Origin of the sequence: Natrinema caseinilyticum (genome assembly GCF_024227435.1) — an archaeon.
In the GTDB taxonomy this organism is placed as follows: domain Archaea; phylum Halobacteriota; class Halobacteria; order Halobacteriales; family Natrialbaceae; genus Natrinema; species Natrinema caseinilyticum.
This window is the reverse complement of sequence record NZ_CP100445.1, coordinates 3,651,663-3,678,019: the sequence shown is the minus strand read 5'-3', so window position 1 is coordinate 3,678,019 and position 26,357 is coordinate 3,651,663. Positions and strand designations below refer to the sequence as shown.

The window sequence follows — 26,357 nt, the reverse complement described above, 5'->3', positions numbered from 1 at the left end:
TTTCTGGATAAAAGCAAATTCTCTCGAACAACGACAGGCAGAATCTGTGACTGTGGGCATACGTTTTGTATCTGGCCCGAGTACTGGCACCCATGGTAATTCGCGAGGCAACCGGCACCGACGCTGACGCGATTCGATCGATCGCTCACGAGTCGCTCAACTCGACCTACACCGCCTTCCTCGAGGAAGACACGATCGACGCCGCGGTCGACCAGTGGTACGGCGATTCGTTCGCCGACGACCTCGAGGACGATCGCGTCCTCTTTCTGGTCGTCGAACGGGACGGCGAGATCGTCGGCTTCTCCCAGAGCGAACTGGTCGGCCAGCAAGCCACGACCGGCCACCTCCTCTGGCTACACATTCATCCGGATCACCGCGACGGTGGAACCGGCGTCAGGCTGCTCGTTCGAACCCGCGAAGCGTTACTCGAGGAAGGCGCATCCGAGATTCAGTGTTTCGTGCTCGCGGACAACGAGGGTGGAAACCAGTTCTACCGGGACCACGGCTTCGAGCAGGCCGGCCAGCGCGAGGTCGAGATCGGCGACGCGACGTTCACCGAGAACGTGTACGTCGAGAGTGACCACGAGGAAGACGGCAGTTGGGACGCGATCGACGAAATGACGGTCGACGGCGAGACGATTTACGTGAGCTACGGCGAGGCCGCTCGCGGAACGAAATCGCCGTTTTACACGGCTTACCGATCGCCGGATCGGCAGAATCAGTACGCCTGGTTGTGCGGAAACTGCGACTCGATCGACAACGCGATGGACGCGATGGGACGAATCGAGTGCAACGCCTGCGGCAATCGCCGGAAAGCGACCCGGTGGGACGCCTCGTACCTGTGACTCGACTCGAGCCCGGCCCCGTCTGACGAACCGGTAGTCGACACACGACCCGTGTTCTGAGACGGTCTCGATTCACCGTGCGATCGAGGACGCGTTCTCGCGAACTCGGTCTCGGCGACCCGGCGACCGCTCTCTCGTCCGTTTGGCTACGATCGTCCGTTCGAGAACGCGTTCGTCGGCACCTGATTCTTCGGAAACGCGGTCTCTCGCACCCGGTCAGGGTCCGGATCCTGCTTCGCACACCCGCGGCCGGTCAGTTCCAACCTGCGGTACGTATCAGGACCCACCGACCGCGGGTACCGATCCGTTTCCCACCGTTTGGCCCCACATACCGCCGTCCTGGTCCCCGTTTGAACACCCGTACCGCTGACCGGGGATCGAGCGGTCCGGACGGCTATCGAAACGGTCCGCTGTGTCGAAACGATCGCTGTCACCCCCTCCAGCAGTACCCCGATCCGTCTTTTGTCACCGCATTACAATTGGCCGGTCCCTCGAGACGACGAGTACATTGGTCGCTTTCGGCCACGGCGTCGGTCGGTTACGAGTATCCCATCACACGAGTCCACTGGAATGAACAGGGAGGATCACATCGTTCACGGCTTCAAGGCAACGCTCGTAGCGCGCGCGATCTACATGATCTCGAGCGCGCTGCTCATGTTCGTACTGGCGAGATTTCTGCTCGACCCGGACGGCTACGGCGCGCTGTACTGGGCGATCGGTGTACTGGCTATCATCCAGCTGTTCGCGGATCTCGGTCTCTCGCGGTCCGTCGCCCGATATCTCTCCGAGTACCGGGAGACGGATCCGGGACAGATTCCGTACCTTCTCAAGACGACGGTGACGGCCAAACTCGTCCTGATCACGTTCGTCGCGTACGTCCTGTTGCTCTTTCACGAGTGGATCGCGAACGCGCTCGGCGAACCCGGAGCGGCTCCGTTTCTCGCTGCCGGCGTGTTGTATCTCGTCGTCTACTCCGGGAGCACGTTCGCGCAAGTAGCGTTCCAGGGGTTCAACCATCTCGGCTACAGCGCGATCGTCCAGGCGATCAGCGGCGCGGGACGGCTGCTCTTCTCGGTCGCGTTCGTTCTCGCCGGACTCGGCGCGCTCGGCGCGTTCTTCGGATATATCGTCGGCTACGCCCTCGCCGCCGTCATCGGGATCGGTATCCTCTACTACGGGTTCTACAGGCGACACGAAGCGGCCGACGAGTACGAAGAGGGGCTCTCGCGGCGGCTGCTCGAGTACAGCGTCCCCCTGACGGCGACCCAGAGCGCGAACGTCATCGACAAACAGATCGACATCGTCCTGGTCGGACTGTTTCTCAACCCCGCTGCGGTCGCGTTCTATACCCTCGCAAAACAGATTACGGACTTCGTACTGGCGCCAGCGGCGTCGCTCGGGTTCACGATTTCGCCCAACTTCGGCGAACAGAAGGCCGCCGACGAACTCGCGGAGGCGAGACGGATCTACGAGACGTCGCTGACGAACGTCCTGTTGCTGTACATTCCGGCCGCGGTCGGCCTCGCGATCGTCGCACGGCCGTTCCTGACCATGATCTTCGGGACCGACTACGCGGCGGCGGTACCCGTCTTGCAGGTCCTCACCGGGTTCGTCGTGTTGCAGGCGATCACGAACCTGACCAGCGATAGCCTGGATTACCTCGGACGTGCTCGAGCGCGCGCCGTCGCGAAGGGTGCGACGGCGCTGGCCAACCTCGGGTTGAACATCCTGTTGATTCCGACGATCGGGGTCGTCGGCGCTGCGATCGCGACGGTCGCAACGCACTCCGTGTACGTGGCGGTGAACCTCTACGTCGTCCACACCGAACTCTCGCTGAACGTCGGTCGACTCGCCCGAACGACCGGCCTCATTTGCGGGATTACGGGCGTGATGGGGGTGGCGGTATTACTCATCACGCCGATGGTCTCGAGCCTGCTCATGCTTTTCGGGGCGGTCACCGTCGGTGCGGTCACCTGGGGCGTGCTCGCGGTGCTGAGCGGACTCGTCGACCCGGGGCAAGTCCGGTCGGTCATCGGGTGAACTGTAATCGCAGTAACCGAACCACGTCCGTACAGCCGGTTCGAATTGAACGAACTGCCAATACTTATCCGAGGGGTCGGCGTTTGTCTCGTATGGCCGTCGCCGATCCCGTTACTGTCGGGGTATTGAGTCTTCATACGAGCAAGGAAACGAAAGCGATTCTCAACGCCGTCGAGGATCTCGGGCACGACACCGAGTGGCTCAGAAGCGAGAACACGACCATCAGCGTCGTGGACGGAAGCCCGGTCCTCGAACCGTCGGTCGACGTGATCGCGAATCGGATGCTGTTATCGAACACGGAACAGCCCGCGGAGGAACTCGGACTTGCGAACGCGTTCTCGCGTTTGGTCCCGACGCTCAACGAGCCAAGCGCGGTGATGACGGCGATGCACAAGCTCTCGACCGCCACGGCGCTCGCGTCGGACGACATCAGAACGCCCGACGTTACGCTGGCGCTCAGCGCCGAACAGTTGACCGCCGCACGGGAGCGCTACGGAGAGGAGGCGGTGTACAAGACCGCGATCGGGACGCACGGAGGGGGCACGTGGAAGGTCGGGCCCGACGATCCGATCAACGCGAAGGTCGGCAACCGGTACGCCTTCTTGCAGGAACTCGTCGATCAGGAAGGCGTCCCCAATCGCGACCTGCGGGTCTACGTCGTCGGCGACGATATCGTGGGCGCGATGTACCGCTACGCACCCGAGAACGACTGGCGGACCAACGTCGCCCTCGGCGGGTCGGTGGAGGACGCGACCGACGACCTCCCGGAGGAAGCGGGCGAGATGGCCCGCCGCGCGGCAACCGTCGTCGGACTCGATTACGCCGGCGTCGACCTCGTCGAGGGTGACGAGGGCTGGTTCGTCCTCGAGGTCAACCCGACGGCCGGGTTCAAAGGGCTCTATCAGGCGACGCAGGTGAGTCCGGCACCGTACATCGCTCAGATGGCGATCGAACGCGCCGGCGGGGAGGTCGACGAGGAACGCGTCGCGGAACTCACGAGCATCCTCGACGATTCCCGACCGACGGCCCAACCGTCGGAAGCGGTGTCACAGAACTCGGAACCGGCCGTGATCGGATACACGGAGGAAGTGGTTCTCTCGGGGACCAGCGGCTCGAAATCCGTGCTGGCGAAGTCCGACACCGGTGCGACTCGGACGAGCATCGACACCAGTCTCGCCGCGGACATCGGTGCCGGCCCGATCAAATCCATCACGCGGATCCGATCGGGGAGTTCCAAGAGTGCCAAGAGCCGTCCCGTCGTGGACGTCGTCGTCGGCGTCGGCGGCAACCAGCACACCGTCACGGCGAGCGTCGAAGACCGCAGCCACATGGACTATCCCGTCCTGCTCGGCCGGGACATCCTCGAGAACTATCAAGTCGACGTCAGCCGCCGGATCGACGGCGACGCGGGCGATACGCCCGAAGAAGAGGAGTGACCGGCCCGGAATCGAGCCCGACCGCTCCCGTTCGACACGACGTTAAAAAGCCCACGTCGGACGGGGCGCTCGGTCGGTTCCACTCGGTTCGCACTCCGTGAGAAAGACCGAAATATTCTTTGCAGCGCCAGAATCGAGGATCGATTAACTGTAAGTCGAAATTGTAAATAATGTAATTGCTATTTCGATTTTGTCGAAATTCCTAATTAGAGGCGGATCACAGCGGTTGTGCTGAATACACAGCCAACATCCATCACTGATATTAGTTCTCGAATCCAGCAGAAGGCTTGGGCTGTAGCGAAGACTTCCTTACCGGATAGACAATTTTAATATGCGAAAGCAACATCCGTCCGATGATGCAAGGGCCAGACCACGACTGGTGGCCGAATCAGTTGAACGTGGAGATTCTCGACCAGAACGCTCACCAGATCGATCCGATCGGCGAGGAGTTCGATTACGGCGAGGCGTTCGAGACACTCGACCTCGAGTCCGTGAAGGCGGATATCGAAGACGTGATGACGACGTCACAGGATTGGTGGCCGGCAGACTACGGCCACTACGGGCCGCTTTTCATCCGGATGGCGTGGCACAGCGCCGGCACGTACCGCACCACCGATGGCCGCGGCGGCGCGTCCGGGGGTCGCCAACGGCTCGCGCCGCTCAACAGTTGGCCCGACAACGCGAATCTCGACAAGGCGCGCCGGCTGCTCTGGCCGGTCAAACAGAAGTACGGCCGCAGACTCTCGTGGGGCGACCTGATCGTTCTGGCGGGGAACGTCGCCCTCGAGTCGATGGGCTTCGAGACGTTCGGCTTCGCCGGCGGCCGCGAGGACGACTTCGCGCCCGACAAGGCCGTCGACTGGGGGCCCGAAGACGAGATGGAAGCGTCCAATCGCTTCGACGAGGACGGAGAGCTCGAGGATCCTCTCGGTGCCACCGTGATGGGCCTGATCTACGTGAACCCGGAGGGGCCGGACGGTGAACCGGATCCCGAAGCGTCGGCGGAGAACATTCGGGAGTCGTTCGGCCGCATGGCGATGAACGACGAGGAAACGGTCGCGCTCATCGCCGGCGGCCACACGTTCGGGAAAGTCCACGGCGCCGACGACCCCGACGAACACGTCGGCCCCGAGCCCGAAGCGGCCCCCATCGAGGAGCAGGGCCTCGGCTGGGAGAACGAACACGGCTCCGGAAGGGGAACCGACACGATCACCAGCGGGATCGAGGGCCCGTGGAACACCACGCCGACCCAGTGGGACATGGGCTACATCGACAACCTCCTCGAGTACAATTGGTGGCCCGAACGGGGCCCCGGCGGTGCCTGGCAGTGGACCACGCAGAACGGCGAACTGGACGACGCCGCACCGGGCGTCGAGGATCCGTCGGAGAAAGAAGACGTGATGATGCTCACGACGGACATCGCGCTGAAGCGGGATCCGGACTACCGCGCGATCCTCGAGCGCTTCCGCGAGAATCCCCGGGAGTTCCAGGAGACCTTCGCGAAGGCGTGGTACAAGCTGATCCACCGCGACATGGGCCCGCCGGAGCGGTTCCTCGGTCCGGAGGTTCCCGACGAGGAGATGCTCTGGCAGGACCCGCTCCCCGACGCCGACTACGACCTGATCGGTGAGGACGAGATTGCCGATCTCGAAGCGGAGATCCTCGAGTCGGACCTCCCCCTCTCTCAGCTGGTCAAGACCGCCTGGGCGTCGGCGTCGACGTACCGCGACAGCGACAAACGCGGTGGAGCGAACGGGGCCCGACTTCGCCTCGAACCCCAGAAGAGCTGGGAAGTCAACGAGCCCGACGAGCTCGAGACGGTGCTGTCGACTTACGAAGCGATCCAGGAGGACTTCAACAGTTCGCGGGCCGACGGCACGAGGGTCTCGCTCGCCGACCTGATCGTGCTGGGCGGCTGCGCAGCCGTCGAGCAGGCGGCGGAAGACGCCGGGTACGACGTGGACGTCCCGTTCGAACCGGGACGGACGGACGCCTCGCAAGAGCAGACCGACGTCGACTCGTTCGAAGCGCTGGAACCGAACGCGGACGGGTTCCGGAACTACCTCGGCGACGAGGCTGACCGCAAGGCAGAGGAATTGCTGGTCGACAAGGCGCACCTCCTCGACTTGACGGCCGACGAGATGACGGTGCTGGTCGGCGGCATGCGCGCGCTGGATGCGAACTACCAGCAGTCCGACCTCGGTGTCTTCACCGACCAGCCGGAGACGTTGACCAACGATTTCTTCGTGAACCTGCTCAGCATGGACACGGAGTGGGAACCGGCCTCGCCGGCCGAAGACGTGTTCGAAGGGCGCGACCGCGAAACGGGCGAACTCACGTGGAAGGGAACCCGCGTGGATCTCATCTTCGGTTCGCACTCCCGGCTTCGGGCCATCGCGGAAGTCTACGGATCCGACGACGCAGAGGAGAAGTTCGTGCGCGACTTCGTCGACGCGTGGGACAAGGTGATGAGCCTCGATCGCTTCGACCTCGAGTAATCGCAGCCGAGAGCCACAGGGTCGGTGGCTCCGTCCACGTTCAATCGGATTCGTACTCGGCCCAGATGTATCGGGTCGCGACGCTCCGGTACGGTCGCCACGGGTCGGCGATCTCGCGCATCTCGTCGCGGCTCAGTTCCGCGCCGTTTCCGTACAGTTGTTCGATACCGCGACGAACGGCGAGATCACCGAGGGGCAACACGTCGGGGCGCTCGAGGACGAACAACAGATACATGCGCGCGGTCCACGCGCCGATTCCTTTGATCTCGGTGAGGAGGTCGACGACCTCGTCGTCGGAGTGAGAGGCGAGCCCCGTTCGCGTGTAATCGTTCTCCCGAAAGGCGTGGGCCGCGTTTCGTACGTACTCGACCTTGCTCCGAGAGAGCCCCGCGTCCCGGAGCGCCGCTTCGTCCGCTGCAAGCACCGCGGCCGGCGTCACGTCCCCCTCGAGGAGGTCGAACACGCGCTCCCGGACGGCCGCCGCGCTCGCCGTCGAGAGTTGCTGGTTGATGATGGAGATACAGAGCCGCTCGTACTCGTCCCAGTCCGGTTCGTCGTAGGGATCGTGTCGCTCGATGAGATCCGCCATCACGGGGTCCCGCCGGAGGACGGTGTGTGCCTCTTCTCTCATGTCTGAGACGGATACGGGAATACGGTATCGAACCGGCATATGTGTCTCGGTTACCGCTCGAGCGTCGACGTGACGACGCTTACTCGAGGTGGTGATAGTCGAGTTCGTACCCCTCGTCGAGCGCATCCCGAACGGGCGGACTGGGATCGACCACGTCGCGGCGGCCGATCGAAACGCCTCAGTATCGGCTGCGAGGACGAGATTCACCCGCCAGTCGGACTCCGTCTCGGGGACGTCCGTCCGGTAGTGGGCCCCGCGGGACTCCGTTCGTTCGATCGCCGCCCGGAGCATCGCTTCGGCGACGACGAGCGCCATCGAGAGGTCCACGACGTGCTCGAACGACTTCGAGGTGAGCCCGCCGTCGACGCGAAGGTCGGTGGTACGAGTCCGGAGCGACTCGAGTTCCGTGAGCCCGGCCCGGAGTCCCGCTTCGTCGCGGAGGATGTCGGCGTGGTCCCAGAGCAGTTCACCGAGGTCAGAGAGGAGCCGCGTCGGACTGACGGAGCCGTCCGAGGCGGCGAGCGCGCGCAGTGCCCGGAACTCCCGTTCGGCGCCCGCTGGCCGTCGGATACGTCGGGCTCGACGTCGGCGTCGGTGACGGCGCTCGCGACGTGATCGCCGACTCGCTGTCCGATCGCGACGGTTTCGGTCACCGAGTTCTCCCCGAACCGATTCGCTCCGTACCGGACGCCGATTACCGTTCGGTCGGGGCGCCCTCGGCTGGCGTCGGCGTTTCGGGTTCGACGTCCGCGAGCCGCATCGCGTTTCCGGTCACACCGATGCTCATTCCCATGTCGCCGATGACGACCGCGTGAATCACCGTCACGAGTCCGATCGGGGCGCCCACGGCGAGAATCGCCTTCACGGCCAGGCTCGCCCAGATGTTCTGCCGGATGACGCCGTTTGCCGTCCGCGAGAGTCGGAAGAGGTACGGCAACCGGGTGAGATCGTCACCCATCAGCGCGACGTCGGCCGTCTCGAGCGCCGTGTCGGTCCCGGCCGCGCCCATGGCGATGCCGACGTCGGCCGTCGTCAGCGCGGGCGCGTCGTTGATGCCGTCGCCGACCATGGCGACCCGGTCGCCGCTCTCGGCTTCGGTGTCCGCTCCGCCACCCTCGGACCGCTCGCTACCGAGTTGCCGGATCCACTCGAGTTTCTCGTCGGGGAGCAATCCGGCGTGGTACTCGTCGATCCCGACCTGGTCCGCGATCGCGCTCGCAGTGCCCTCGTTGTCGCCGGTGAGCATCACGACGCGAACGCCCCGTTCTCGCAGTCGCGAAATGGCCCACGCTGCGTCGGGGCGAACTCGATCCGCGACGGCGACGACACCCACCGGTCCGTCCTCGGTGCCGACGACCACGACGGTCTTGCCCTCGGACTCGAGTCGCGGGACGATTTCCCCGGCCACGTCGGAACAGTGCCCGCGCTCGCAGTCGGGCCGTGAGTCCCCCTCGGCGGCCTCGGCCGTCTCCGTCCCGAGCGTCGCCCCGCCGTCGGTCGTCGCGTGGGTGTGCTCGAGACCGGCCATCCCCTCGAAGAGCGCCGGTTTGCCGACGTAATGAGTCCGTCCGTCGATATCGGCGCGGACGCCTTTTCCGGTCAGCGCCTCGAACCCCGACACGGTGGCTCCGTCGGCGTCGAGCCCCCGCTCCTCGGCGTGGCCGACGATCGCTCGTCCCAGCGGGTGTTCGCTTCGGCGTTCGACCGCGGCCGCCCGCGCGAGCACGTCGGCCTCGTCGGCACCGTCGAGCGGGACGACGTCGGTCACCGACAGGTCACCGGTCGTGATGGTACCGGTCTTGTCGATCGCCAGGACCTCGCTCTCGGCGACGGCCTCGAGAGAGCGCCCGCTTTTGATCAAGACGCCGTTGCGCGCCGCGCTCGTGATCCCCGAGACGACGCTGACCGGCGTCGAGATGACGAACGCGCAGGGACAGGCGATGACCAGCAGCGTCAGTCCGCGCAGGAACCACACGTCCCAGGACGCACCGACCAGTAGCGGCGGCCCGGCGGCGACCGCGAGCGCGAGCGCGACGACGAGCGGCGTGTAGACGCCCGCGAACCGGTCGACGAACTGTTCGCGCTCGGTCCGCTCGCGCTCGGCGTCCTCGACCAATCGAACGATCTTCGCGATCGTCGAGTCCCTCGCCGCGTGCTCGACCTCGATCTCGAGGTATCCCGATTCGGCGATGGTGCCGGCGAAGACGTCGTCGCCCTCCGTCTTGTCCGCCGGGACGCTTTCGCCCGTAATCGGCGACTCGTCGACGGCACTCTCTCCCCGGCGGACGACGCCATCGGCGGGTATCTTCTCGCCCGGACGAACGACGACGACGTCTCCGATCTCGACGTCGGCCGCCGGAATCGTCTCCTCGGCCCCGTCCGGGCCCTTCACCGTGGCCGTCTCAGGCGAGAGGTCCATCAGTTCCCGCAACGAATCCCGCGCCCGATCCATCGAGAACCGCTCGAGCAGTTCGGCGATGCTGAACAGGACGGCGAGCATCGCGCCCTCGAACGAATGCGCGGCGGCAACCGCGGCGACGATGCCGACGCTCATCAGGAAATCGATGTCGAGGCTCAGGTTCCGCGCGGAGTAGTAGCCGTTCCGGAAGATCGGCGCGCCGGCGACGGCTGCAGTGACGATAAACAGCGCCGCCGAGAGGTCGACGCTCCGACCGGCAACGTCGAACAGCGTCGGATTTGCGCCAGTGAAGACGAACTCGAGGGCCATCCCGACGGCGACGAGAACCGCACCGATTCCGGTGATACCGGCTCGTCGGCTCTTCCAGACTGGGTCCTCGCCACCCAACGGATCGCGTTCGGCGCCGAGGGGGACCGCGTCGTACCCCGCCGCTCCGATCGCGTCGGTAACCGTTTCCGGGCCCGTTCCGCCCTCGACCGTCACTGTCACGCGGCCCGACGTCGGTCGCGTCTCGATCGTGCCGACGCCCTCAGCCCCCTCGAGTGCGGTTTCGACTTTCGTCGCACACGAGGCACAGTCCATATCGGGGACCGATACCGTCAGTTCGGTCTCCCCGTCCCTGTCTCCGTCTCCGTTCCCGGACCGGTACTCGTCCTCGATCTCGTAGCCCGCCGCGCGGACGCGCTTGCGGATCGCGTCCACACTCGTTTGCGCCGGGTCGTATTCGACGACGAGTCGGCCGCTGGTCACTCGCGCGTCCAGGTCGTCGACCCCCTCGAGTCGGTCGACGCTGGTCGTCACTTTCCCGGCACAGGACGAACAGTCCATGTCCGGAATCCGGAGTTCGAGGGTCCGACTCGAGTCCGCGCCCTCGTCGGCGTCCGATGGCGTCGGCGGCGAAGCATCACTCATTACCCGACCGTAATCACTCGTGACCCATACGGGTTATTCGGCGTGCGCCAACTGGTGTCCGGTCACGACGCTCACTCCCCGGTCGTGATCGCCTCGAGCGAATCGTCGTCGGCGACGAACGCGGTTGCGAGGCTCGCTTCGGCCCGCCGGAGCCGATAGGAGAGGGTCGATCGCGGCACCTCCAGTTCGTCGGCGAGTTCGGAGAGGTCGATTCGACGCGGGGTCTCGTAATACCCGCGTTCGACCGCGGCCTGTAACGTGGTCCGCTGCTCGACGGGCAACGAATCCACCGACCCGAGCCGTTCGCGATTCGGATCGAGTTCGGTCAGGCGGATCATTTCCATTCCGGCGCATTCGCCGACTTCGTCGCCGAGCGCGTCGAAGAAGTCGCCGATCGGCGCGTCGCTCCCGAGGACGATCCGCCAACGGTAGCGTCGCCCCTCCCGATACGTCTCGAACAGGAGTCCCTCACCGAGATACTCGAGCGCGAGGTGGGGAACCGACGTACAGACGTCGGTCCGATCCCAGTACGTGTAGACGACGAGTTCGTCCCGCGAGCGATCGAGGACCTGCGTCTCGCAGTCTGCGCCGCAATCGTCCCGAACCAGACAGTCAGCACAGTACGACGGTTCGCGGTATGCCGCCTCGAGGGCCTCGATTCCCGTCTCGGGCCCTGTCGCGCGGTCGACTCGCCAGAGGCTCTCGGGCGTGACGTGACACGACAACGACCGAACCGTCGTCCGCGGATTGGCCTCGAGGACGTCCGCGACCGGGTTCGTCCCGGGATCGTACTCGAGAGCGAAGACGAACTCTCTCATCGGGGTAGACTAGGAAGCGACGGGACAAAGACCTCCCGCCGACGGACCGTCCCCTCGCTCGAGTCGCAGCCAGCGGTCGTGGACACGACTCGAGCAACGAACGCGGAATCCACGATCCACGATCCACGATCGGTCGAATATCTCGATCTCTTTTGTGTTAATAGTGCTATAATAAGGTATTTGAATAATCGAATGGCCACCGATGGCCGAGAGAAACACCCGGCGATCGTACCTGCTGAAACTCGCGGCGAGTAGTGCCCTCATCCCGGCTTCCGGGATCGCGTCTGCGCGGATAACTGACGCGAACGGCGCACAGGCGACACAGGGCGGGAGCGGGATCCTCCGACAGTACTACCTCCGTCACGACGAACGGTTCCGAATCGTCAGAGAAACGTCCGTCGTTACCAGAGGATGTCGCGGCCGTCCGAAGGAATGGCAGTGCTACGTCCTCCGGTACGAGAGCGACGGTCGTGAGGTCCGAGTGCTCGTCAATCCGAACCGGCGACTCGAGCTGGACGCCGAGGACGAGTGGCACGAGTTCACCGCTGCCAAGCCACTCGAGTGCAAGGATCTCGAGGGCAACCCGGCACCGTACTACAAGGTATCGTTCAAGCCGGCGACGCGGGGCGGACCGGGCGACGGTGACAGGAACGGCAAGAGCAACGGTCGCGGGGACGGCAAGAGCAACGGCCGTAAGAACGGCAAGAGCAACGGTCGCGGGGACGGCAAGGGCAACGGCCGTAAGAACGGCAAGGGCAACGGCCGTAAGAACGGCAAGGGCAACGGCCGTAAGAACGGCTTCTAACACCTCCACACCGCAATTGAAGGGAGGTGCGGACTCCATCCGGGAACCGTGATTGATACGGGAGCGATAGTTTCGCGAACCGTGCGTAAAGAGACGTCGCGTCTACGAGCAGACGGCGAAACCGTGTGTTCCACCCCGTCAGATGACCGACCGGGCCGTCGACCGCCGTGACGGTCCGCGTTGCGATCGGAACGGACGGAGGTGGCCGCTCGTGACCGACGTGGTCGAGGCCCGGGAGTCGCCAGGGGCCCTTCCGGACTGGGGGATTCCGAAAGAACCGTTGGTAGCGGCGCTTCGCGTTCTTCTGGAGATACTGCCAGGGTGCGGCTTCGCCGCGATCGAAAAGTGAGATTTCGGTTCTATTCGTTCAGCAGTTCGCGCGAGATGACGTTCTTCTGGATCTCGGTCGTCCCCTCGTAGATCTGGGTGATCTTCGAGTCGCGGTAGAACCGCTCGACGGGGAAGTCGTTGACGTAGCCGGCGCCACCGTGGATCTGGACGGCCTCGTTGGAGACGTCGACGGCGACGCGGGAGGCGTACTCCTTGGCCATCGAGGCGAGTTTCGTGATGTCGTTGCCCTGATCGACGTTCCAGGCCGCCTTGTAAGTCAGATTGCGTGCGGCCTCCGTCTTCGTGGCCATGTCGGCGAGTTTGTGCTGGATGGCCTGGAACTCCGAGATGGACTTGCCGAACTGTTCGCGGTCCTCGGCGTACTCGAGGGCGGCTCCGAGTGCGCCCTTCGCGATGCCGAGGCCCTGTGCGGCGACGCCGGTGCGGGTGGCGTCGAAGAAGTGCATCTGCTGGAGGAACGCGGCGTCCTGTTCGCCGATGAGGTTCTCCTCGGGAACGCGGACGTCGTCGAGGATGAGTTCAGCGGTGTCGGAGGCACGGATGCCGAGTTTGCCGGTGATCTTCTCCGAACTGAAGCCGTCGCGGTCGGATTCGATGACGATCTGACTGAAGCCGTCGTATCGACCCTCGGCGTCGGGGTCGGTCTTACAGAGCGCGACGAAGAAGTCGCCGACGGTCCCGTTGGTGATCCACATCTTGTTTCCGTTGATCACCCACTCGTCGCCGTCCTTTTCCGCGCGCGTCGAGACCGACGACACGTCGGAGCCGGTGTCGGGTTCGGAAATCGCCGCGCCGGAGATCTTCTCGCCGGCCGCGACCGGCTCGAGGAATCGTTCTTTCTGCTCTTCGGTCCCGAACTCGCGGATGGCCTCCGTCCCGAACGAACAGGCCATAATCGAGAGCGCGATACCCGGATCGTGCGAGAACAGTTCCTCGGCGATGATCACGGACTCGAGGGTCGAGTACCCGGCACCGCCGTATTCGATGGGGATCGTGGAACCGACGAGACCCATCTCTGCGGCTTTGTCGACGATCTCGTGAGGGAACGTCTCTTCCGTATCGTATTTTTCGGCGTTGGGGTCGATTTCGTTCTCGGCGAATCGGCGGACTTCTTCGCGGATCTGTTGCTGTTCTTCGGTGAGCCCGAATTCCATAGTCGATCATTGCTATCGGAGCGATAAAGAACTTTGTAACCGGTAATAAACTAAAGTATAGTTCCTCGTGATCGAGAGGGAAACGTTGAAACGGGTTCGAATAGGAACCTCGACCATGGAACTCGAGGATATCAACACTATCGCAGTTCTTGGAGCGGGCAACATGGGCCACGGTATCGCGGAGGTCGCCGCGATCGCGGGCTACGACGTGAACATGCGCGACATCAACGACGAGTTCGTCCAGAACGGCTACGACTCGATCGAGTGGTCGCTGCAGAAGCTGGCCGAAAACGACCAGCTCACCGACGAGGAGGCGGACGCGGTCCTCGAGCGCGTGACGCCGATCGTCGACATGGAAGAGGCGGTCAGCGACGCCGACGTGGTCGTCGAAGCCGTCCCCGAGCAAATGGAGATCAAGAAGGACGTCTACGAGGAACTCGAGTCCGCCGCCCCCGACCGGACGATCTTCGCGACGAACACCTCGAGCCTCTCGATTACGGATCTGTCCGAGTTCACGGACCGGCCGGAGGCCTTCTGCGGGATGCACTTCTTCAACCCGCCGATCAGAATGGACCTCGTCGAGGTCATCTCCGGCGAGCACACCGAAGACGAGACGCTCGACGTCGTCGAGGGGCTCGCGTCGGATCTCGGGAAGACGCCGGTGCGCGTCCGGAAAGACGTTCCCGGGTTCATCGTGAACCGCATCCTCGTTCCCCTCATGAACGAGGCCGCCTGGCTCGTCGAGGACGACGTCGCCACGATCGAAGAGGTCGACGCGACGACGAAATTCGACATCGGAATGCCGATGGGGAGCTTCGAACTCGCGGATTACGTCGGCATCGACGTCGGCTACCACGTCCTCGAGTACATGAACGAGGTCGCGGGCGAGCGCTACGAGCCGTGCCCGATGATGGAAGCGAAGGTCGCGAACGAGGAGTTCGGCCAGAAGTCCGGTGCCGGCTTCTACGATTACGAAGACGGAGACGGCGCGGACGTATCGATGGACGAGGATCTGTTCAACGAGACCGTCAAGGAGCGACTGCTCGCGGTTATCGCGAACGAAGTCGCCTTCCTCGTCGGCGACGACGTCGCGTCCCCGGAGGAGATCGACACCGCGGTCAAACTCGGCGGGCGCTGGCCGAAGGGGCCGGCGAAGTTCGCCGACGAGTACGGCGTCGCCGCACTGTCTGAAGCGCTTCAGGATGCCTACGAGGAAACCGGACATCCCCGATACGAACCCGTCGAGTACCTGTCTACAGTCGCTGCAGAGGGCGGCTTCTACGACGACGCGGGCGACGACGAGGGTGCGACCGAGTTCGACACCATCGAATTGACCTATCCGGGTGACAAGGTGGCTCAGATCGAGCTCAGTCGTCCCCAGCAGATGAACTCCATCAGTCTCGAGCTCATCGAAGAACTCGACGCCGCAATCGACCGCCTCGAGGAAGACGACAGCGTCCGTGCACTCCTTCTGACGGGCGCCGGTTCGAAGGCGTTCTCCGTGGGCGCCGACTTCATGAGCATCGCAGGAGGTGGCGCCGACCCCTTCAGCGCGGTCGAGCTCTCGAAGTTCGGCCAGAAGACGTTCGGGCGGCTCGAGCGAATCGAGATGCCCGTCGTCGCCGCCATCGACGGGTACTGTCTCGGCGGCGGCATGGAACTCTCGATGTGTGCGGACGTTCGGGTCGCCAGCGCACGCTCGGAGTTCGGCCAACCGGAATTCAACCTCGGACTGCTCCCCGGCTGGGGCGGCACGCAACGCCTCCAGCGCATCGTCGGCATGGGTCGCGCAAAGGAGATCATCTTCTCCGCGGAGCGCTTCTCTGCGGAGGAGATGGCTGACTTCGGGTTCGTAAACGAAGTCGTCGAACCGGACGAGTTCGAGACGGCGGCCCAGGACTACGCAGCGAAGCTCGCGGGCGGCCCGCCGCTCGCGATGCGCTTTACGAAGCGCGCGATGCAGAAGGGCTGGGATAACCACGAGGCCGGACTCGAGGTCGAATCCATGGGCTTCGGACACGTCGTCAACTCCGAGGACGTCGAGGAGGGCGTCAGCGCCTTCTTCGGCGACGACGAGCCCGAATTCGAAGGCAAGTAACGCGATTCCCGACGCTGCGTTCGGCGTCGTTTCTCCTGGCCCCTGCGGGACCGTCCGACTGCGGATACGTGCACTGCTAGCGGGCACCGAAACCGGGCGGCATCGGCGTCGGTTCGCCCGACCGGCGGATATTACTCATCCATCGACCCTGCTAAATGATCGCACTGTTGGCGTATTTGAGCTGCAGAAACAAATGGAAGTTGATAATTGGTCGCGAGATTTATCACACAGAGGTACCATTGGTGACGCGTGGCTGTAATCGATGAAGAGAATGGAGGGGTTACCCAATGACTGATGGGCCAGAGGTGGTCGTCGTCGACGACGAAGCCCGCCTTGCGGACCTGTTTGCAGCGTGGCTCCAGGGCGAGTGGGGTGTCGAGACGGCGTACGACGGGGAAGAAGCGCTCGAAAAGATGGCCGACTCAGTGGAAGTCGTCCTACTGGATCGGCGGATGCCGGGGTTATCGGGTGACGAAGTACTCGAGCAGATTCGCGACCGTGGGTTCGATTCGCGGGTGGTCATGGTGACAGCAGTCGATCCGGACTTCGACATCATCGAGATGGGGTTCGACGATTACCTCGTCAAACCGGTTTCGAAGGACGAACTCGTCGAGATCGTAGAGGACGTCGCCGACCGCTCCGACTACGAATCGGATATCCAGGAGTACTACGCGCTCGTCTCGAAAAAAGCGCTGCTGGAATCCGAGAAAGCCGACCGAGAACTCGCGGACAACGACGAGTATCAGAACCTCTGTGACAACGTCGGAGAACTCGCAGAGCGGGTCGACGAGACGGTTTCCGGCATGTCCTCCCACGACGACTTCGTCGGCGCATTTCAAGACCTTCAGTCTGGGAAACAACAGTAATATTACGTTTCGAATTCGAAGCGGGCCCCTCCGTCTTCGCTTTCGGTTGCGACGACTGACCAACCGTGCCCAGTAGCGACTTCTCTGACGATCCACAGTCCGATTCCGAGCCCCTCCGATGACGAGGAGACCGACGGGTCGAAGAGGCGGTTGCGCAGTTCTTCGGGAAGTCCCGAGCCGTCGTCCTCGACGAAGAATCCCCGCTCGCTGCCCTCCTCGCCGTCGGCTTCTTCGAGTCCGACACGAACGGTCACGGCTGCGCCGCCGTGTTCGACGCTGTTACGGAAGCAATTTTCGAGCAGTCGTAAGAGTCGTGACCGATCCGCCTCGAGCGTCGTCGTGTCCGCGACCGTTAGCGTCGCCTGTGGCGTCGAAACGTGGTCCCAGGCGTCGTGAGCAATCGACTCGAGGTCGACGGGTTCGGTGTCGGTCGCCCACTCGCCTTCGCGAGCGATAGCCAGGACGTCCTCGATGATCGTCTCCATCCGATCGAGTCCGTCGCGGATCTTGTCCGCGTGTTCCGGGTCGCCGGATTCCTCGAACAACTGGAGGTACCCCTGGGCGACGCCCAACGGATTTCGGAGGTCGTGGCTGACGATCCGAGCGAACGCATCGAGTCGTTCGTTGCGTTCGCGGAGTTTCCGTTCGCGACGTTTTCGCTCGGTGACGTCGCGGATGACGCCGACCGAGCCGTGAAACTCCCCGTCGGGAACGAGAACGGCGATTTGGACTTCGCAGGGGATCGTCTCTCCGGTTTTCGTCTCCAGGGTGAGTTCGAGGGTGTCGGTATTCCCCCCGTACGTGAGCAGCGAATGAATGGTATCCGTGGCCGCGTCGACGTCCGCATCGTCGAGCAGGATCGAAGCGTGTTCGGCGAGCAGCCCTTCACGGCTGTAGCCGGTCATTTCAACGAGCGCATCGTTGACGGTCATGAAGTGACCCGAACCGTCGAGGACGCACATTCCGTCCCCCGCCGTCTCGACGAGTCGCTCGTAGCGGTGGAGCGTCCGACTCTGTTGTTCGAGTTGCCCGCGGACGACGATCGTTTCGAGGACGTGAGACGCAGTTACCGCGATCATACGTATCGCATCGAGTTCGCGCTCGGAAATCGAATCCGGCGAGTAGACGGCCAGGACGCCGAACAGTTCGCCGTCTGCTGCAAGCGGGGCGACGGCAACGGATCGAACGCCGCGGTCGTACGCCTGATCGCCGAACGGAACCGCGTCGAGACTGTTTGCGTCGTATCGCTTGACCTGAAGCTCTCGAGTTCGCACCGCACGCTCGAGCAGGGGGTGATCGCCGCCCCCGATAACGAAGGTGCGTTGCAGCGACCACTCCTCGGCGTCCGGGTTGGAGAGCCACGGAACGATCGTCCGTTCACCGCGGTCGTACTCGCCGACCCAGGCGACGGTGAACCGATCGCTGGCCGTTATCTCCTCCCGGAGAATCCGTTCGACGGCGAGCGGCGACGTGACGTCGACGAGCCGACACCGGACGGTGCTGACCATCCGACGGAGATCGTCCGGAAGTTCCCGAACCGACAGCTGTCGGTCGTCTTCCACTTCGGTTTCGACTGCGCTCGAGTCTGTATCGGACGTGAGTTCGGCGGTCGGGTCTGTGCGAATGCGTCTGGTGACGGCGTCGGCGAGCCGGTCGACCGAGACCGTTTCGTCCGCTCTCGCGACGACTTCCCCAAGGACCGCAACGTCCGCACCGCCCGTTCCCCAGTGGACGAACGTCGGCGTCTGGTCGGTCTCCGTTTCGATGGTGTCGACGAGTGACGCGACGTTCACGACGGTCCGCGCGTCGATGACCACCGCGTCGATCGTCTCCCGCTCCAGTCGTTCGATCGCGTGATCGGTCCGCTGGGCGATGACGACGTCGACGGGCGCATCGGTCAGAGACAGCGTGACGGCCGCTCGTGTGGACCGATCGCTGCTCACACAGAGTACGCGTGGCCGGCTCATGGCAGTGGAATGCGTCCTGTATACATCTCCATCACGATGGCAGTGGGTCTGCCGGTATGCATGATGTCAACCGGGATTGTTCTTTCGACCAACGTATCAAGTGGATGGCGCCGAAGATCGGTCGGTGCTCCCGCGACGGCTGACGGTCCCAAGAACTCTCAGGGTGCCTGACCGTAAATAAGGTTTCGCTGTATCTCGTTTGCCCCCTCGTAGATCACCGGAATACGCGCGTCACGATACACGCGTGCGATTCGGCGCTCGTCCAGAATCGAACGACCGCCGTGGAACTGCATGCCTCGTTCCGAGACGTCGACGGCCGTTTCTGTCGCTTTCGTTTTCGCCATCGCCGCCCAGTACCCCGCGTTCTCGTCGTTCGCCACCTTCTGACAACCGCGCCAGGTGAGCGCCCGGGCGCTCTCGAACTCGAGTATCATATCCGCGAGGCCGTGCTGGACGGCCTGGAAGTCGCTGATCGTTCGGCCGAACTCCTCGCGGTCGTGCGTGAACGCCCAGGCTTCCTCGATGGCCGCCGCGGCGATACCGAGTCCGTGGCCGGCGACGGCGATACGACCGTGGTTGAAAAAGTCCGCGAGCATGAGGAACCCGTCTCCCACCTCACCGATCAGGTTATCCTCGGGGATCCGACAGTCGTCGAATTCGATGTGGGCCTGCTTGGAGGCGCGCATCGCCATCTTTTCGGGAATGTGCTCGGCCTCGTAGCCGTCCGTATCGGTCGGAACGATAAACATCGAGTGGTTGCCGTACGGGTTCTCCTCGTCGTCGCCGGTCCGGGCGTAGAGCGTGATCCAGTCGGCCTCGACCCCGTTGCCGATCCAGTACTTCTCGCCGTCGATCACCCACTCGTCGCCGTCTTTCTCCGCGCGGGTCTGCATCCCCGAGAGGTCGCTGCCGGTGTCGGGTTCCGACACCGCGAGCCCCGACCGTTGCTCGCCTTCCGCGACCGGCCGAAGGAACTCCTCGCACTGCTCGTCGGTGCCGTGCTCGTAGGTAATCTCGCAGCCGAAACTCGCCAGCTGAAGTGTCAGCGCGATCCCCGCATCCGCGCGGTAGAACTCCTCCGTCATCGCGAGCAGTTGCGCCAGATCGAGCCCCCGCCCGCCCCACCGTTCCGGTATGTCCTGCGCGACGAGATTCGCCTGCTGTCCGGCCGCCAGTATTTCCTCCGGGTACTCGCCCGACTGGAAGTACTCCTGTGCGTTCGGTTCGATGTGCTCGCGAGCGAACTCGCGAGCCTCGGCTTTGACGCCGCGTGCGTGCTCCGGGACGATGCTATCGTCGAGTAACTCCATACCACGTGAGACGGCCGCACGGTGGAAATAGTCGGGGGCGAACATTGCAAACCGGAAGCGCCGTCTATCGTCGTGACGAACGTTCGCGGTCTCTCGTTCCCGGTGTGCCGTTCGTACCCCAATCGAAGCTGGGTTCGTGTCGGACTCGACCCGCCGATGTCCCCGACGAAATCGGCAAGAGATTCGCGTAGCAGGTGCCGGACGGGTTACCGACGGGGCGTCGAAACTCGTGATTCCGGCGGTGGACTCCAGAGCGACGACGGCGCCTGCGAGGACGGTGGGTGCCGACAGTACCGTCTGCGGACGGTGCCACGCCGACGAAGGAAGCGGACCTCACGCGAGTTGACGAAATCGATGCGGATCGACGCACTGGATGAACGAAATCGACGCGTCGTCCAGGGGATCGAACGGGGACGAGAGACGGGAGACGGGAGACGGGAGACGGGAGACGGGAGACGGGAGACGGGAGACGGGAAACGGGAATCGGGAAACGGGAAACGGGAAACGGGAAACGGGAAACGGCGTTTCAGCAGGCCACCGAGCCGGCCGATCGTCGCCCGAGGAGGCGACGTTATCCGGCGAATCCGGTAAGCAACCACTCGTCGCCGTTCCCGTCTTCGTCCGCGATGCTCGGCGCGCTCACGAGGACGAACGCGCTCTCCGTGTCGCCGTTTCGGATCTGCCGCGTCGACGTCGGCGGGATCCACAGCGCGTCACCCGTCTCCATCGTGACAGGCTCGTCGTCGACGACGACCGTCGCGTTCCCCTCGATGAGGACGTACACCTCCTCGTGGTCGTTGTCCGTGTGGTCGTGGGGCTTGCTGTTCCAGCCCGGATCACAGCGCGCGACGGTCACGCCGACCCGTTCGGTCTCGAGCGGGTCGCTCAAGAAGTGCATAGCGCTCGAGACCTGCTCCACTTTCTCGTAGTTCACCTTCCGGTATGTCATACGTACCCATTGGAGAGGCCGACAGTAAAACTACGCGTTCCGTTTCGGTCCGTGCGATTTTGGCGGCGATCGAGGAAACGATTCGCCGCCGATCCCGCCTCGCCTCCGGACGTTACGACTGTGCGAGCGGATCGAAGCTATCGACCGGAATAACGGAGTAGTCGACGGTCAGGGCGTCTTTGGTCGCCCGGATCTTTCCCACGAACGCCGAGATGTCCTCGAGTTCGCCTTCGAGAACGAACAGCTCCATGCAGTAGTGATTGCCGACGTGACTGTGAAAGTTCGACGCGACGAGATCTTCGTGTTCGTGGCGCAGGTGCATCATTCGCTCTTCGACGCTGGTGGTCTCGTAGTCGAACAGCACCGTGACGATTCCCATCAGATCGCGGTCCTCGAGCCGAGTGTCCTCGAACTCCCCGAGGAGATTTCGGGAGGCTTCCCTGACGACTTCGCTCCGACCGGTGTATCCGTGTTCCTCGGCGAACTGGTCGATTCGGTCGAGGAGTTCGTCCGGCATCGAGACGCTGACAACTGCCATGTAATAACTCGAGAATCGTCGTTAGTAAGGCTTGTCATCAAACGTGTGCCTCCGGGAGCAGATCCTCGAAAGGCTGGTCCGCGAGCCACTCGCAGAGCTGAACGAGCTGATCGCTCGCGGCCTCGAACAGTTGCTCCCCTTTCTCCGGCGTCGCGTCCGTCTGGTCGCCCAACACGCCGTTTTCCGTGTTGTCCGCCGCGTCGTAGAAGGTCCGCGAGCCGTGCTTGATCGTCTCGGCGGCTTCGACGTCGGGGACGCCGGTATCCCTGGCCTCCTCGAGTCGGTCCTCGTGGACCAGTTCCGGCTCGAGGTACTGGATCATGGCGGTTTCCTTCGGGCCCCCGTGGGGGCCGTTCTGAGCGAAGAGGCCGTCGACGAGGTCGGGAATCGATTCGTCCCACATCCACTCGATAGCGTACGCGGTCCCGTCCCCTCGGAGTCGCGCCCCGACCTCCCGCAGGTGGGAAACGTTTCCGCCGTGGGCATTGACGTAGATTACCCGATCGATCCCGTGAGACGTGAGGTTTCGAGTCAGCGATTCCACGTATTGTCTGAACGCCGGCGGGTCGACCCACATCGTTCCGTGAAACTGACGGTGGTGGCCGCTGACGCCGACGTTGATCGTCGGGGTACAGAGGTATCCGGTCCGGTCCGCGGCTTCCCTCGCGAAGGCCTCCGCGATCAGGTGATCGGTCGCTTCGGGCAGATGCGGGCCGTGCTGTTCCGTCGATCCAAGCGGGACGAGCGCGAGCGATTCCGTTTCGAAGTACGTCTCGAGGTCGGGCCAGGCTTCGTTTCCGAGGTACATGAAAGACTATCGTGAGCGAACCACCAATAGCGTGGTGCAAACGGCAGACGGGCGAGCGAGCGAACGCGGGACGGAGCGGGCATCCACTCCACCCGGAAAACGGGGTCAGAAAACCGGACTCGAGTTCGAGACGGTCTCCAGACCGAACAGGAGGCGAATCACGAGCGGACGGACGCGCCGAAAAAGCCGGGCGCGGTAATTCCGTATTACCGAGTTCGAGGTATCCGGGCGATATCGGCGAACCGTCTTCGACCAGTATTCGACGAGGACAGGCATCCCTCGCCGGATTTCGAAACGACAATCGGAATCGTCGCCACCGGAACCGATCGCCTGCCCTTCGGGGTCGACCGGCCCGGTCGAGACTCGATACGGCCGGCGACGGTCGAGCGAGCGACGAGGGCGCGCTATGAGTGAAACTGGACACGTTTGAACCACCGCGGACGGACGCGTCCGACGCTGGTCGCGGGGCCAGAGAAGCCGACTGTCACGTTCACTCACAATTATCGTTTTATCGCCCGTCCGCTCGGTGGTCGGACCCGCACTCGGTGCGGGTCGGCGCGTGGTATCGGCCGGAACTCATATCGATCTATCACGGTATCTCGAAGGCGCAATTCGCCGTAACGGACACTTCAACGGACGCACCGACACGGGTCGAAAACAGTTGGTTTCACAGATAATTGATAGCCACGCAATTACGAAAGGCGGTCGGCGTCAACATCGAGTCGGACATGTTACCGTACTATCCCGCACAGGCACAGGTACCCGAATGGCTGCAAGACCCCGTCGCCGAGTTCGTCACGTTCCTCCCTCGACTGCTCGGTGCGGTGATAATCCTCGCCATCGGTTGGATCGTCGGTCGGCTGGCAGGACGCGTCGTCCGGCGAATCGCCGACGGTATCGAACTCGATCGAATGGTGCTCGAGACGCCGCTCGGTCGCATCCTCGGGGGGACGGAACAGGCCGTTTCGGGAGCGTTCGGAAAACTCGCGAAGTGGTTCGTGTACGGCCTAGCGGTGCTGGCCGCCGCGAACGCGCTCGCCATCGCCACGCTATCGGAGTGGGTTTCGACGGCGGTGTCGTACCTCCCGGCGTTCGTCGCCGGGTTGCTGGTCATCGTCCTCGGGTTCGTCGTCGCTGACTTCATCGGCGATGCGATCGAGCGGACCCGCGCGGCGACCCAGACCGCTTACACCACCTGGTTCGCCACCGGTGCCCGGGTGTTCCTGTACTTCACGGCGATCGTTATCGGCCTCGATACGATGGGGATCGACGTCGGCATCCTCTACGTGTTCGCGCGAGCGCTCGCGTGGGGCCTCGGCGCGGCCGTCGCGATCGGCGTCGGCGTCGCCTTCGGTTGGGGTGGCAAAGACTACGTCGCCGAAAACATCGGGGGCTGGATGGGCCGAACGAACGAGATCACGCCGAGCGAGCAGTCCACCGGCGGGCGCTCGAGCGGCAATCAGCGCCAGCGCCAGGACCGCGAACCGGGCTCCGAGCCCGGGCCCGGACCCGGTGACGACGACTGATCCGGAGCCGATATCGCTCAGTCGGCCGCCGATCGAACGCGTTTCGGTTCGGTGGCCCGATCGCGCGGAAAAAGCGGTTTGACCGGAACGACGACGTCGGTTCTGACGAGGCGTCCGTTTCGCGGTCGCACTTTTTCGAGATGTGCCAGCGAATGCGTTTCCGCGTATCCTGCCTCGATTCGCTCGATGATCGACTCGACCGCGTCGACGTCGACCCGATCGGCCGGAACGGTGTCCGTCACGACCGCGATGCTTCGCCGCCGGGCGTAGACGTCGACTCGGCCTTCGAAGGCGACCTCGAGGTCCGCGATCCAGTCGTGGATGCGGCCGACCGTCGGCCGGTCGGGTCCCGTCGGAAACGTGATCGATACGCGGCAGTCGGCTGGGTCCTCACGGACGTATCGTCTCCAGAGCCCCCGCGCGAACTGGACGACGTCACCGTCGGATAGTCGCGAAACGAGGTGCCGTACTCGATCGGTCGCGACGGCAGCGCCCCCTCGAGTCGACGTCTCGGATTCGGCGTCGTAGCGTTCGCCCATTCGTTCTCACCGGGGACTTGCTGTCGCCGGTAATACATCCTTTGTTGTTCGTCGCGGTTCGCGTCCGATAGCCCCCCGCGACCCACCCTCGCCGACGGTCCGCGAGAGTTTTGTACAATCCGTGACTACCGGAGAGCGAAATGCCACGAACAAGGTTCGGCCCATCGGTTCTCAAACGCGCTGGCGGCGTCGCAATCGTCGCCGCCGGCGTCGCGGTTAATACCGGATTTGACTCCTCGATTCGGACGATACCTGCGCTTCTGTTGATTACGCTCGGAGTCGCACTCGTCACGAGCACCGCACGGGAACACACCACTGCACGACTGTTGGACAGCGCGAAGCGGTGGTGGCTCCTCGCGTTCGTAACGTTCGTTCCCTACGCGCTGGGGACGGCTCCCGACAGCGAATCCGCGGCCGCCGTCGGCGACGCCTTTGCCGGCCCGGTCGTCAGCCTCTCGCTCGAGGCAACAGCCGGCGCGGTGGTTCTCTGTGCGGTGTCGATGACGGTACTGTACGGTTTCGCCTGGTACGGCATCCACCCCGGACGGCCCACCCCCGAGGAGCGCATCCTGCTCGAGGAGTGACCCACGAAGGGACGCCGGAACCGGTTCGATCTGCGGGACCAGGCAACAGGTATATATGCCGGCACCTACTCAACCCGGCAAAGCGGTGCACGACGTGATTCCGACAATACACGGTTCGGACGGGTACTTGCTCGCCGCCTCGCTCGCCTGTTTCGCCGTTGCCGGTGTCGCCACCGTCGCCGACGACGCGCTCGAACTAACGCTTGGAGCGACTGTCCTCGCCGTTGGCGGAGTTTACTGTGTCGCCCGCTACGCCGCGTCCGTCGACCGTCGAACGTTGGCACAAACGGCACTTGGACTGTGGCTCGGATTCCTCACTATCGCCGGCAGCCACGCGGTCGGCCCCGAGACGATCGGTTCGGTCGCGCCGGGCCCGACCCGAATAACGGTCGTCGCGCTCACCGCAGTCACGTGGTCGACGCTCCTGTCTGCGACCGGGTCGACTATCTTCCTCGGGTTTCGGGAATACGGTTCCCCGGCCCCGGCCGACGATCAGGTGCTCGACGGCGAGACGCCGGATTACTCGACGCGGTAACTCACGGCGATTCCTTCACCGAGGGGCACGACCATCGTCTCGAACGCCGGATCTGCGCGAACCGTCGAGAGATACTCGATGACGCCCCGCGTGTGCTCGTCGACCCCGGTCGGCGAACCGCCCTCGGACCACTCGAGTAACGTCTCGAAGTCGACGACGCTGGCCGTAACGGCGTTGTCGGCGATGACGGCGCCCCCGACCGGTACTTTCGGCCGGACGGCGTCGAACGCGTCGGCGTACCTGCTCTTTTGGTGGTCGATCAGAACGACGTCGAACGGCCCATCGACGTCCTCGATCGTTTCCATCGCGTCGCCGAGTTCGAATCTCGCGAGCCCGTCGTAGCCGCCCGCGGCCATGTACTCGCGAGCCAGCTCGAGTTCGGCGTCGTCGACCTCGGTGAGGACGATTTCGCCGTCGTCCGGCAGTGCGTCGGCGAACCAGTACGCGGAGTAGCCATAGCCCGAGCCGAACTCGAAAATTCGCTCGGCACCGTTCAGGCGGGCGACGAACCGGAGGAACGCGCCGACGTCGGGGCCGACGTGCGGGAACCCCTCGGCGGCCGCGTACTCGTCCATCTCGATCAGCGTCTCGTCCGGGTCCGGGCCGACCGCGCGAACGAAGCGCGCGACATCGTCCCTGAGGACGTCGGTCATAGGCGACGGTACGCCGGCCAGCATATAGGGTTGGGGGACGCTCGTCGATCGAACCTCGGTCGCGGTACCGACGGG

The 26,357-nt window shown here is 64.0% G+C and carries 22 protein-coding genes and 1 pseudogene; 11 read left to right on the top strand and 12 right to left on the bottom strand.

Annotated elements, in window-relative coordinates; genetic code table 11:
- The first annotated feature begins 92 nt into the window (after positions 1–92).
- The 4 genes from NJT13_RS18125 (at position 93) to katG (ending at position 6,819) form a co-directional block, all read left to right on the top strand.
- Positions 93–845 (top strand): GNAT family N-acetyltransferase, encoded by a 753-nt coding sequence (locus NJT13_RS18125; RefSeq protein ID WP_254523212.1) that lies wholly within the window; start codon positions 93–95, stop codon positions 843–845.
- Positions 846–1,415: 570 nt separating this feature from the next.
- Complete coding sequence (locus NJT13_RS18120; protein WP_254523210.1) at positions 1,416–2,885, top strand: flippase; 1,470 nt, start codon at positions 1,416–1,418, stop codon at positions 2,883–2,885.
- Between the two features lie 92 nt (positions 2,886–2,977).
- Positions 2,978–4,321 carry a RimK family alpha-L-glutamate ligase gene (locus tag NJT13_RS18115; RefSeq protein ID WP_254523209.1) on the top strand — a complete coding sequence of 448 codons (1,344 nt, stop codon included), beginning with the start codon at positions 2,978–2,980 and terminating at the stop codon, positions 4,319–4,321.
- Between the two features lie 356 nt (positions 4,322–4,677).
- Positions 4,678–6,819 carry a catalase/peroxidase HPI gene (katG, locus tag NJT13_RS18110; protein WP_254525485.1) on the top strand — a complete coding sequence of 714 codons (2,142 nt, stop codon included), beginning with the start codon at positions 4,678–4,680 and terminating at the stop codon, positions 6,817–6,819.
- Between the two features lie 40 nt (positions 6,820–6,859).
- On the opposite strand, the gene NJT13_RS18105 is transcribed toward katG, so the two are convergent.
- The 4 genes and pseudogenes from NJT13_RS18105 to NJT13_RS18090 form a co-directional block, all read right to left on the bottom strand.
- Positions 6,860–7,450, bottom strand: coding sequence for a DNA-3-methyladenine glycosylase family protein (locus NJT13_RS18105; RefSeq protein ID WP_254523207.1), 591 nt, complete (start codon positions 7,448–7,450; stop codon positions 6,860–6,862).
- A gap of 79 nt (positions 7,451–7,529) precedes the next feature.
- A pseudogene (locus NJT13_RS18100) lies at positions 7,530–8,151 on the bottom strand (L-aspartate oxidase); the annotation flags it as partial.
- The gene (locus tag NJT13_RS18095) at positions 8,145–10,781 is read right to left on the bottom strand and encodes a heavy metal translocating P-type ATPase (RefSeq protein WP_254523205.1); all 2,637 of its coding nucleotides are present in this window, start codon (positions 10,779–10,781) and stop codon (positions 8,145–8,147) included. The gene NJT13_RS18095 and the pseudogene NJT13_RS18100, both read right to left, overlap by 7 nt.
- A 71-nt stretch (positions 10,782–10,852) precedes the next feature.
- A complete protein-coding gene (locus tag NJT13_RS18090; protein ID WP_254523203.1) occupies positions 10,853–11,599 on the bottom strand; it encodes a helix-turn-helix domain-containing protein in 747 nt (248 codons plus the stop codon).
- 202 nt (positions 11,600–11,801) lie between these two features.
- Between NJT13_RS18090 and NJT13_RS18085 the strand changes: the two genes are divergently transcribed.
- Together NJT13_RS18085 and NJT13_RS18080 are read left to right on the top strand one after the other, a co-directional pair.
- Positions 11,802–12,404: a hypothetical protein gene (locus NJT13_RS18085; RefSeq protein ID WP_254523202.1), complete on the top strand. Its 603-nt coding sequence runs from the start codon at positions 11,802–11,804 to the stop codon at positions 12,402–12,404.
- 211 nt (positions 12,405–12,615) lie between these two features.
- Positions 12,616–12,753 carry a hypothetical protein gene (locus tag NJT13_RS18080; RefSeq protein ID WP_254523200.1) on the top strand — a complete coding sequence of 46 codons (138 nt, stop codon included), beginning with the start codon at positions 12,616–12,618 and terminating at the stop codon, positions 12,751–12,753.
- A 10-nt stretch (positions 12,754–12,763) separates the two neighbouring features.
- Here the strand turns inward: NJT13_RS18080 and NJT13_RS18075 are convergent, their stop codons facing one another.
- A complete protein-coding gene (locus tag NJT13_RS18075; protein ID WP_254523199.1) occupies positions 12,764–13,909 on the bottom strand; it encodes an acyl-CoA dehydrogenase family protein in 1,146 nt (381 codons plus the stop codon).
- A 115-nt stretch (positions 13,910–14,024) separates the two neighbouring features.
- Between NJT13_RS18075 and NJT13_RS18070 the strand changes: the two genes are divergently transcribed.
- Both NJT13_RS18070 and NJT13_RS18065 read left to right on the top strand, forming a co-directional pair.
- Positions 14,025–16,007 (top strand): 3-hydroxyacyl-CoA dehydrogenase/enoyl-CoA hydratase family protein, encoded by a 1,983-nt coding sequence (locus tag NJT13_RS18070; RefSeq protein ID WP_254523198.1) that lies wholly within the window; start codon positions 14,025–14,027, stop codon positions 16,005–16,007.
- Positions 16,008–16,294: 287 nt separating this feature from the next.
- The gene (locus NJT13_RS18065; RefSeq protein WP_254523197.1) at positions 16,295–16,873 is read left to right on the top strand and encodes a HalX domain-containing protein; all 579 of its coding nucleotides are present in this window, start codon (positions 16,295–16,297) and stop codon (positions 16,871–16,873) included.
- 2 nt (positions 16,874–16,875) lie between these two features.
- On the opposite strand, the gene NJT13_RS18060 is transcribed toward NJT13_RS18065, so the two are convergent.
- The 5 genes from NJT13_RS18060 to NJT13_RS18040 all read right to left on the bottom strand — a co-directional run bounded on the left by NJT13_RS18060 (position 16,876) and on the right by NJT13_RS18040 (position 22,445).
- Positions 16,876–18,840 (bottom strand): hybrid sensor histidine kinase/response regulator, encoded by a 1,965-nt coding sequence (locus NJT13_RS18060; RefSeq protein WP_254523196.1) that lies wholly within the window; start codon positions 18,838–18,840, stop codon positions 16,876–16,878.
- 158 nt (positions 18,841–18,998) lie between these two features.
- Entirely contained in the window at positions 18,999–20,150 is a 1,152-nt protein-coding gene (locus NJT13_RS18055) for an acyl-CoA dehydrogenase family protein (protein WP_254523195.1), read from the bottom strand.
- Between the two features lie 571 nt (positions 20,151–20,721).
- Positions 20,722–21,099 carry a cupin domain-containing protein gene (locus tag NJT13_RS18050; RefSeq protein ID WP_254523194.1) on the bottom strand — a complete coding sequence of 126 codons (378 nt, stop codon included), beginning with the start codon at positions 21,097–21,099 and terminating at the stop codon, positions 20,722–20,724.
- Between the two features lie 112 nt (positions 21,100–21,211).
- A complete protein-coding gene (gene nikR, locus NJT13_RS18045) occupies positions 21,212–21,637 on the bottom strand; it encodes a nickel-responsive transcriptional regulator NikR (protein WP_254523193.1) in 426 nt (141 codons plus the stop codon).
- Positions 21,638–21,674: 37 nt separating this feature from the next.
- On the bottom strand, positions 21,675–22,445 hold the full coding sequence (locus NJT13_RS18040; protein ID WP_254523192.1) for a creatininase family protein: 771 nt from the start codon (positions 22,443–22,445) through the stop codon (positions 21,675–21,677).
- A 728-nt stretch (positions 22,446–23,173) separates the two neighbouring features.
- On the opposite strand from NJT13_RS18040, the gene NJT13_RS18035 reads away from it, so the two are divergent.
- Positions 23,174–23,971 (top strand): mechanosensitive ion channel family protein, encoded by a 798-nt coding sequence (locus tag NJT13_RS18035; RefSeq protein WP_254525484.1) that lies wholly within the window; start codon positions 23,174–23,176, stop codon positions 23,969–23,971.
- 17 nt (positions 23,972–23,988) lie between these two features.
- On the opposite strand, the gene NJT13_RS18030 is transcribed toward NJT13_RS18035, so the two are convergent.
- Entirely contained in the window at positions 23,989–24,510 is a 522-nt protein-coding gene (locus NJT13_RS18030; RefSeq protein WP_254523191.1) for a hypothetical protein, read from the bottom strand.
- Between the two features lie 140 nt (positions 24,511–24,650).
- On the opposite strand from NJT13_RS18030, the gene NJT13_RS18025 reads away from it, so the two are divergent.
- On the top strand, positions 24,651–25,094 hold the full coding sequence (locus NJT13_RS18025; RefSeq protein WP_254523189.1) for a hypothetical protein: 444 nt from the start codon (positions 24,651–24,653) through the stop codon (positions 25,092–25,094).
- A gap of 85 nt (positions 25,095–25,179) precedes the next feature.
- Positions 25,180–25,629 (top strand): hypothetical protein, encoded by a 450-nt coding sequence (locus NJT13_RS18020; RefSeq protein WP_254523188.1) that lies wholly within the window; start codon positions 25,180–25,182, stop codon positions 25,627–25,629.
- On the opposite strand, the gene NJT13_RS18015 is transcribed toward NJT13_RS18020, so the two are convergent.
- On the bottom strand, positions 25,614–26,282 hold the full coding sequence (locus NJT13_RS18015; protein WP_254523187.1) for an O-methyltransferase: 669 nt from the start codon (positions 26,280–26,282) through the stop codon (positions 25,614–25,616). The genes NJT13_RS18020 and NJT13_RS18015 overlap by 16 nt on opposite strands.
- Positions 26,283–26,357: the final 75 nt, after the last annotated feature.